This window comes from Pseudomonas sp. UF-293 (genome assembly GCF_058245595.1).
Map to the genome: position 1 here is coordinate 1 of NZ_JBSICA010000112.1, position 206 is coordinate 206.

At 61.7% G+C, this 206-nt stretch carries 1 protein-coding gene; it reads right to left on the reverse strand.

Translation table 11 applies throughout. The features are described 5' to 3' along the window. Positions 1–206: immunoglobulin-like domain-containing protein (locus AC4IHP_RS27965; RefSeq protein ID WP_490833302.1), on the reverse strand; the 206-nt coding region annotated here is incomplete at both ends.

Sequence of the window (206 nt, forward strand, 5' to 3'; positions counted from 1 at the left end):
GCGCCAGTGATCGTGGTGCTGACGGTGCTGCCATTGTTGTAAACGTCATTGGCCGCAGTCGGCACGTTCACGGTGCCCACGGTGTCGCCGGCCGCAATGGTGATGGTTGAGCCGTTCGACAGGGTGACAGTTACCGGGGTTTGCGCCGGGTTGGTCAAGGTCGCGGTGTAGGTGATCTGTCCGCCTTCAACGACGTTGTTGGTCGC